Genomic DNA, 7,581 nt, shown 5'->3' with positions numbered 1-7,581 from the left:
CAGGGCGCGGGACTTCGACCGGCAGGTCGCGGAGATCCAAATCCGTGTTGCAGTCCTCAACCAGTACACCGCTCTTGGTATACCCATCACGGAGCCCGTAGGATAAGCCCGTCCGGGGAAAGGGGAAGCCTGCCCAGCAACGGATTTGTGCAACAAAGCCCTCCCGTGACGTACTTGTCTCATAATGCTTCCTTCCATTCCAAATAACAGATCGCACCATCAAACCATGGGATCAAACACCTAGCCACATAGCGACCGTCTTCCAGGTTGCCCAAGATCGACAACGAATCAAATTATGTAAATAAAAGCAGCTACTTAAAATGAATTCAGCGTCTCTCAAGTCGACGCATGAAACGGGCACCAACCAAGCCGGAGCGCCGGCGACAAAACCAGAAAGGCCGGGCAAATGCCCGGCCTTCCCGTTTTATAACAGCTGCAGTGCAGAGATCAGTGACCCAGGATCTGGCTCAGGAACTGCTGGGTGCGCTCGCTCTGTGGGTTGTTAAAGAACTCTTCCGGCTCGTTTTGTTCCACGATCTGACCGTCCGCCATAAAGATGACCCGGTTCGCCACCTGACGGGCAAAGCCCATTTCGTGGGTCACACAGAGCATGGTCATCCCTTCTTCGGCCAGCTCGATCATGGTGTCGAGCACCTCTTTGATCATCTCAGGGTCCAGCGCCGATGTCGGTTCGTCAAACAACATGATGCGGGGCTTCATGCACAAAGAGCGCGCGATTGCCACACGTTGCTGCTGACCACCGGACAACATGCCGGGGTATTTATGCGCCTGCTCCGGGATCTTTACCTTTTCCAGGAAGTGCATCGCCAGTTCTTCGGCTTCCTTCTTGGCGGTTTTACGCACCCAGATCGGCGCCAGCGTGCAGTTCTCCAGGATCGTCAGATGTGGGAACAGGTTGAAGTGCTGGAAACACATGCCCACTTCCGAGCGGATCTTGTCGATGTTTTTCAGATCAGAGGTCAGCTCGGTCCCGTCGACGATGATCTGGCCTTCCTGATGCTCTTCCAGAGCATTCAGGCAGCGGATCATGGTGGATTTACCCGAACCCGAAGGTCCGGCAATCACGATCCGCTCACCGCGGTTTACGGTAAGGTTGATGTCCCGCAGCACGTGGAACTGACCGTACCACTTGTTCATGCCGGTAATTTGGATCGCCACCTCGTCCGAAACGGACATTTTGGTGCGGTCGATTTCACGTTCGATTGCAAGTTCAGACATATCTTGAACTCCTTAGTGATGATCGGTGGCGAGACGACGCTCGAGCCACTGCGAATATTGAGAAATGCCGTAGCAGACGACGAAGAACAGAAGCGCGGCAGCCCCGAGAAGCTCCCAGTAGACACCGGCCCATTCGGTCGAGGCCAGGATCGGACCCCGGATCATCCCCACCAGATCGAACATCGAAATGACCGAAACCAGCGTGGTGTCTTTGAACAGACCAACGGCCACGTTCACGATACCCGGGATAGAGATCTTCAGTGCCTGTGGCAGGATGATCAGGCGCATGGCCTGCGGATAATCCAGACCCAGACTGTCTGCTGCTTCATATTGCCCTTTTGGCAAGGCGGCGAGGCCCCCGCGGATCACCTCGGCGATATAGGCCGCCGAGAACATGGTGATCATGATCACCACACGCAGGAACAGATCCACTGTGCTGTCAGGTGGGAAGAAGTAGCTCAGCATCACCGAAGCCACGAACAGCAGCGTGATCAACGGCACGCCCCGTACGAATTCGATGAAGATGATGCAGATCCACTTGATCAGCGGCATATTGGATTGCCGCCCCAGTGCCAGCGCAATGCCCAACGGCACCGACAAGGACACACAGGTCACACCCAGCATCAGGTTCAGCATAAAGCCGCCTAGATCCCGTGATGGCACCGCCTGCAACATCGCCTCTTCAGACGCGCCTTCGGGGATCAGTGCACCACCGACGAACCAGACTGCAAATGCCGCAATGATCGCGCCAAAGAAGCCCAGTGCAAAGCTGCCTTTGCCATAGGTCTGAAAGACAAATGCCGCAGCCGCCACACCGAGGAACGCAACGATGGGCGCCATGAGAGTACCACCCCAGATCAGGTAAAAGGCAAGAAACGGGTAGATCGCCGTAAAGGCCAACAGTTTGCGCGGTAGGTCAAAGAACAGGACCGGTGCGCCCGCGACAAACAGCAGCAAAAATGCCAAGGTTGGCCGCCAGTATTGGTCAGACGGGTATTGGAAGCCGAACAACAGCTGGTTCCACCGTTCCGACAGGACCGAGAAACAGGCGCCGACTTCGCCGGCCAGCACTTCACGACATTCCGACAGGCTGGATGTGGTCCAGACACCGTTCCACATCCAAGGAACGGCCCCGGACAGAACCATATAGATCACAAGACCCGCAGCAATGGTAAGCAGTGAGTTTCCCCAGCTGGAGAACAGGTTTGCACGTATCCATTTGACAGCCCCGGTCTCACGCGCAGGCGGCGGAGACTGAGGAATATTTCCATCTGCAACAAAGGCGATGGAGTTGGTTGTTTGATCCGTCATCCTCAACGCTCCTTCAGTTTAACGGAGGCGTTGTAGACATTCATCACAAGCGAGATCAGCAAGGATGCAGTCAGATAGAACGCCATCAACAACAAAACACATTCAATCGCACGGCCGGTTTGGTTCAACGTGATCCCGCCCAATGTGGCAGTGATATCCGCGTAACCTACGACAATCGCGAGGGACGAGTTTTTGGTGATGTTGAGGTATTGAGAGATCAGCGGCGGAATGATGATCCGCAGGGCTTGCGGCAGAACAACCAGGTTCATCACCTTGGAGGGGCGCAGACCCAGAGCTGCTGCAGCTTCGGTTTGACCTTTGGAGACCGCCTGAATACCCGCGCGGACGTTTTCCGCAATAAAGGCACCGGTATAGATCGACAGAGCAAACCACAGCGCGATCAGCGGGCCACCAACTTTGATCCCGCCTTGGAAGTTAAAGCCTTTGAGCGCGGGATACTCCCACGACAGGCCCATGATCAGCATCAAAATGACAAACGGCACCAACCAGATACCAAGCAACATCGACAGCGTATTGGGACGCTCACCCGTCTCTTCTTGTTTGGCTGTGGCCCAGACATTCACGCGGCGCGCGGCAAACCACGACCCGCAAGCGACCAGCAGAACCAGCACCCAGTTCAGCGTTTGGCTTTCAAAAATGCCACGCGAGAACCAAGGCAACGGAGTGTAGATACCGCGGTTGGTAAAGGCAAAGGCATCAAACACCATGGTTGCTGTCGCATTGTCACCGCGAAAGGCGCGCGGTGCAGGCATAAACGCAGTCATGATGGTGAAGATGATGATGATCCAGATCAGAACCGGAATGTTCCGGAAGATCTCGACGTAAAACGCCATCAGCTTGGACACGAGCCAGTTCTTGGACAGGCGCAAAACACCCGCAACCACACCAAAGACCGTGGCTGTGATACAGGCAAGAAAGGCGACAAGAAGCGTGTTGAGCAGGCCGACAAACGCAGCGCTGCTGTGGCTGTCTTGGTTGCTATATTCAACCAGCTTTTGGCTGATATCATAACCCGCGGTATCGCCTAGAAAGCCAAAGTTGATGTTCAAACCGGCGGCGCGCAGGTTGGCGACCAGGTTGTTTCCGAGATACCAGAAGGAGAGCGCCATGGCGAGAAACGCCAAGGCTTGGAAGGTCAACGATCTATAGCGGGTATCGTTGATCAGCATCGACAGCCGAAAGGAATCCTTCGGCGGGTCAGTCAAAGTTGACATGTTGTGAAATCCCCGAAGCTAGCGGTACTTATGTCCTGTCGAGGTTGGCCCCGATCCGTACGTTCCCGAAGCGTGTTATTAGATGGGAAAAAGGGCGCGGGATGCCCGCGCCCTCTCCCAATTGATCTTAGCGGAAAGGCGGTGCGTACTGCAGACCACCTTCGGTCCACAATGCGTTCAGACCGCGTGCCAGACCGATCGGTGTGTCTTCACCGATGTTTTTTGCAAACAGCTCACCGTAGTTGCCGCCAGCAGCAATTGCTTTGGCGCCAAAGTCAGCTTCCAGACCCAGCATTTCACCCAGAGTGCCTTCGCTACCCAGCAGACGGTTGATTTCCGGGTTGTTGGTACCACCGGACATTTCTGCCAGGTTTGCAGAGGTCACGCCCAGCTCTTCAGCTGCAACCAGTGCCTGCATGGTCCAACGTACCACGTCACCCCAGCCGTTGTCGCCGTGGCGAACCAGCGGGCCGAGCGGCTCTTTGGAGATGATTTCTGGCAGAACAGCGTGTGCATCTGGCGCATCAAAAGTCGCGCGGGTTGCCGCCAGACCAGAAGCGTCAGTGGTGTACACGTCACAGGAGCCAGCCAGGTACTGCTGTTGTGCTTCTGCGTTGGTTTCGATCGGAACCGGCTCATAGCTGATGTTGTTGGTGCGGAAGAAATCCGCCAGGTTCAGCTCGGTTGTGGTACCGGTTTGGATACAAACGGTCGCGCCGTCCAGTTCCTTTGCGGAAGACACACCCAGTTCCTTTGGAACCATGAAGCCCTGACCATCATAGTAGTTCACGCCAACGAAGTCGAACTTCAGGTCAACATCGCGCGAGAAGGTCCATGTGGTGTTACGAGCCAGCATATCGATTTCACCGGAAGCCAGCGCGGTAAAGCGTGTCTTGCCGGTGGTCGGGATAAATTCTACGGCGCTTGCATCACCCAGAACCGCAGCTGCAACAGCACGGCACACAGCAACGTCAAAGCCGGTCCATTCCCCATTCGCATCAGGTGCAGAGAAGCCAGCCAGACCAGTGGACACACCACAGTTCAGCTTACCGCGGGACTTTACATCGTCCAGGGTCGCCGCTGCGGCCGCACCAGCTGCCAGACCGGCAAGGGTCATAGCACCGAAAAATACGGATTTTTTCATTTTAACCTCTTCCTGATTTTCCGCTCTGTTAGCGGTTATTTCCGGGACAAATTTGTTCCCCCCCGGATCAGATCGAACTTAGGTTTGTCCCAAATTCGAGCCAAGTGTGTGATCAATCATCAACAAACGTCAAGGGCGTGATCAGGAAATTAGATGTTTCGATGTGCAAACTGCATCGAGAACGATCAGAGGTGTCGAAAACTGTTGGTTTTATGGGGCGTTCACGTCTCAGATCGAGAGGTCAAAGAAGCGCTTGGCATGCTGGAACTCACCCTCTTTGCGGGTGGAAACTGCACTGGCTTCCTCGTCGGTACCCCATTGTTCTTCTTGCCATTTTTCATCCAAACGCGACAGCGCCCAGATGTCTGCTGCCGGGCGCCAATCCAACGCCGCCGCAAATCCAAGCACAAGTGAGCCGGACAAAGACACAAGATCGTGAAACGCCGCCAACTGGAACGGTGTCATGGCATGAGTCTTGTTTCTCAGCACCTTGAGAGCCACAGGATCTTGGCCCGCATGCAAAATGCCGTTACGGCAAGCAAGCGATGCACCAAGGGTTTGTGTCGCCCATTCCAGAGCCGGATCCCAGGCTTCGCCCTGACGCGTGACCAACTCGGCGGGGCTTTCGGCGCGATAGCACAATAAATCCGAATCACCATACTCGGCCAACATATCCGCGACCTCACCATGTTGGATCGAAACCTTGTCGATCGCCGCATTGGCGGAGCGGGTGCAGGGCATGGTGTTTGGGTTCACGACCTCTTCCTGGGCGTCCCATTCAGCGGCCACGGCCAGGGCCATCGCCTCGGTCGGCAGCACCAGCGCGGCCTTGGCCGGGGTTTTAACTTTGCGCCCATCCAACAAAACGGTGAAACCCGCGCCCTCGGGCGCCGAAGTTGCCGCTTTCCAGAACCGTTTTTGCTTCCACTCGCTCATCTGTTCAGCCTTTCCAGATCTTGTTCAACAGGGGGGGCAATTGCGCAAAAGAGGTGATCACATGATCCGCGCCCAGACGTTCGGCCGCATGAAACCCCCAGTCCACGGCGATGGTGGTCACACCTGCCGCCCGCCCCATATCAATGTCATAGGATGTATCGCCAATCATCACGGTCTGCGCAGGGGCCACACCGGTCTCAGCCATCGCCGTCATCACCATCGAAGGATGTGGTTTGGACGGGTGATGATCGGCCACTTGCCGGGTGACAAAACACGTCAACGCATGTGCTTTGATCAGCTCATCCAAGCCACGTTGCGATTTACCGGTGGCCACACCCAACAGGTACTCGGGCACTGCGTTCAGCACGTCCAACACCTCACGCGCACCGGGATAGAGCGGCGAATGCGCCGCCCCACCGGCCTCACGCGCGGATTTATAGGCGTTCTTATAACCCTGCACGACACCTGCCTGCAGCTCCGGCGCCAGATCCGGCACCAGCTGGGCAATCGCCACTGGCAGGGAGAGGCCGACAATGGACAAGATCTCTTCGCGCGATGGCACCGGCAGCTCTAACGCGGTAAAGGCCGCGGTCATCGCACCGACAATGGCCCCTTGGCTGTCCACCAACGTGCCATCCACATCAAACAGAACCAGCCGCAGATCCGACATCAGCGCAGGCTTTCAAACGGATCATCCGCCGCCAGGTCTTCGGTCCAGCCAAAGGTGTCCCAGCTCGATTTCATATGCTCCGGCAGCTCCGCCACGATCGAGACCTGCTTTTTGGTGTCCGGATGTTCAAACGCCATGCGACGGCAGTGCAGATGCAGCTTTCGGGAGATTACGCCGCCAATCTGCGCGCCCCAACCATCGCCCATATTGTCCTGGCCTGAACCGCCATATTTGCCGTCCCCGGCAATCGGGTGGCCAATCTCAGCCATATGCGCCCGCAGCTGGTGGGTACGGCCGGTGATCGGCTCCATCGCCACCCAGGATGCCCGGCTCGCCACACGGTACAGCGTCGCATATTGCGTATGCGAGCGTTTTGCCCCCGGCGTGCTGTCCACATCGTTCAGATGCACGGCGATCATCTTCTCGCCTTCACCGCTGCGCCCATGACCGCCAGCCTTGACCAGCCCGCATTTGACCTCACCCAGATAGGGGGTCGGAACACCGGCCACCAAGGCCCAGTAAATCTTGCGCGTGGCATGGTGACGGAAGGCCGCCGTCAGGGCCTGGGCCGCCAAACGGGTGCGCGCCATGATAAGAACACCGGATGTGTCCTTGTCCAAGCGGTGCACCAGACGGGGTTGTTCCTCCATGTCAAACTTCAGCGCGTCGGCCAGCCCATCCACATGTTTGGTGGTGCCACTGCCGCCCTGTACCGCCAGACCAGCGGGTTTGTTGATCGCGATGACCGCATCATCCTTGTAGATCACACAGTCGCGGATCATCTTGGCATCAGCCTCAGAAATCCGTGCCTCACGCGGAGCCGCTGGTTTCAGATCGCTAGCGGCCAAGGGGGGGACCCGCACGGTTTGCCCCGCCTCAACCCGCGTGTTGGCTTTGACCCGACCGCCATCCAGACGCAGCTCGCCCTTGCGGCACATCTTCTCGATCCGGCCCTGGTTCACATGCGGAAACAAGCGCCGCAGCCAGCGGTCGATCCGCTGACCCGCGTCATCCTCGGAAACGGTAATATTCTGTACGCCGCTCAT

The 7,581-nt window shown here is 56.9% G+C and carries 7 protein-coding genes and 1 pseudogene; 1 reads left to right on the top strand and 7 read right to left on the bottom strand.

Going from position 1 to position 7,581, the window contains the following annotated elements; translation table 11 throughout:
* A pseudogene (locus tag KMP13_RS19230) lies at window positions 1-106 on the top strand (IS5/IS1182 family transposase); the annotation flags it as partial.
* A 341-nt stretch (window positions 107-447) separates the two neighbouring features.
* On the opposite strand, the gene KMP13_RS19225 reads toward KMP13_RS19230, so the two are convergent.
* From KMP13_RS19225 to KMP13_RS19195, 7 genes are all read right to left on the bottom strand, one after another.
* Window positions 448-1,239 (bottom strand): amino acid ABC transporter ATP-binding protein, encoded by a 792-nt coding sequence (locus tag KMP13_RS19225; protein WP_285895572.1) that lies wholly within the window; start codon window positions 1,237-1,239, stop codon window positions 448-450.
* 12 nt (window positions 1,240-1,251) lie between these two features.
* The gene (locus KMP13_RS19220) at window positions 1,252-2,550 is read right to left on the bottom strand and encodes an amino acid ABC transporter permease (RefSeq protein ID WP_215267628.1); all 1,299 of its coding nucleotides are present in this window, start codon (window positions 2,548-2,550) and stop codon (window positions 1,252-1,254) included.
* Window positions 2,551-2,552: 2 nt separating this feature from the next.
* Complete coding sequence (locus KMP13_RS19215) at window positions 2,553-3,785, bottom strand: amino acid ABC transporter permease (RefSeq protein ID WP_215267626.1); 1,233 nt, start codon at window positions 3,783-3,785, stop codon at window positions 2,553-2,555.
* A 127-nt stretch (window positions 3,786-3,912) separates the two neighbouring features.
* The gene (locus KMP13_RS19210; RefSeq protein ID WP_215267625.1) at window positions 3,913-4,929 is read right to left on the bottom strand and encodes an amino acid ABC transporter substrate-binding protein; all 1,017 of its coding nucleotides are present in this window, start codon (window positions 4,927-4,929) and stop codon (window positions 3,913-3,915) included.
* A gap of 228 nt (window positions 4,930-5,157) precedes the next feature.
* On the bottom strand, window positions 5,158-5,865 hold the full coding sequence (locus KMP13_RS19205; RefSeq protein WP_215267623.1) for an ATP12 family chaperone protein: 708 nt from the start codon (window positions 5,863-5,865) through the stop codon (window positions 5,158-5,160).
* Between the two features lie 4 nt (window positions 5,866-5,869).
* Window positions 5,870-6,538, bottom strand: a complete 669-nt coding sequence (locus KMP13_RS19200; protein WP_215267631.1) for an HAD-IA family hydrolase — start codon at window positions 6,536-6,538, stop codon at window positions 5,870-5,872.
* Window positions 6,535-7,581 carry an RluA family pseudouridine synthase gene (locus tag KMP13_RS19195; protein WP_215267622.1) on the bottom strand — a complete coding sequence of 349 codons (1,047 nt, stop codon included), beginning with the start codon at window positions 7,579-7,581 and terminating at the stop codon, window positions 6,535-6,537. The genes KMP13_RS19200 and KMP13_RS19195 overlap by 4 nt, the downstream gene beginning before the upstream one ends.

It is taken from the genome of Epibacterium ulvae (assembly GCF_018678075.1).
In the GTDB taxonomy this organism is placed as follows: domain Bacteria; phylum Pseudomonadota; class Alphaproteobacteria; order Rhodobacterales; family Rhodobacteraceae; genus Epibacterium; species Epibacterium ulvae_A.
The sequence above is the reverse complement of the archived record's forward strand: the minus strand, read 5'-3'. Positions and strand labels throughout refer to the sequence as shown.

Bases quoted from the DNA above. Each gene is read 5' to 3' on its own strand.
- KMP13_RS19225 (WP_285895572.1), bottom strand. From the start codon at position 1,239: ATGTCTGAACTTGCAATCGAACGTGAAATCGACCGCACCAAAATGTCC.
- KMP13_RS19210 (WP_215267625.1), bottom strand. From the start codon at position 4,929: ATGAAAAAATCCGTATTTTTCGGTGCTATGACCCTTGCCGGTCTGGCA.
- KMP13_RS19205 (WP_215267623.1), bottom strand. From the start codon at position 5,865: ATGAGCGAGTGGAAGCAAAAACGGTTCTGGAAAGCGGCAACTTCGGCG.
- KMP13_RS19195 (WP_215267622.1), bottom strand. From the start codon at position 7,581: ATGAGCGGCGTACAGAATATTACCGTTTCCGAGGATGACGCGGGTCAG.
- KMP13_RS19220 (WP_215267628.1), bottom strand. From the start codon at position 2,550: ATGACGGATCAAACAACCAACTCCATCGCCTTTGTTGCAGATGGAAAT.
- KMP13_RS19215 (WP_215267626.1), bottom strand. From the start codon at position 3,785: ATGTCAACTTTGACTGACCCGCCGAAGGATTCCTTTCGGCTGTCGATG.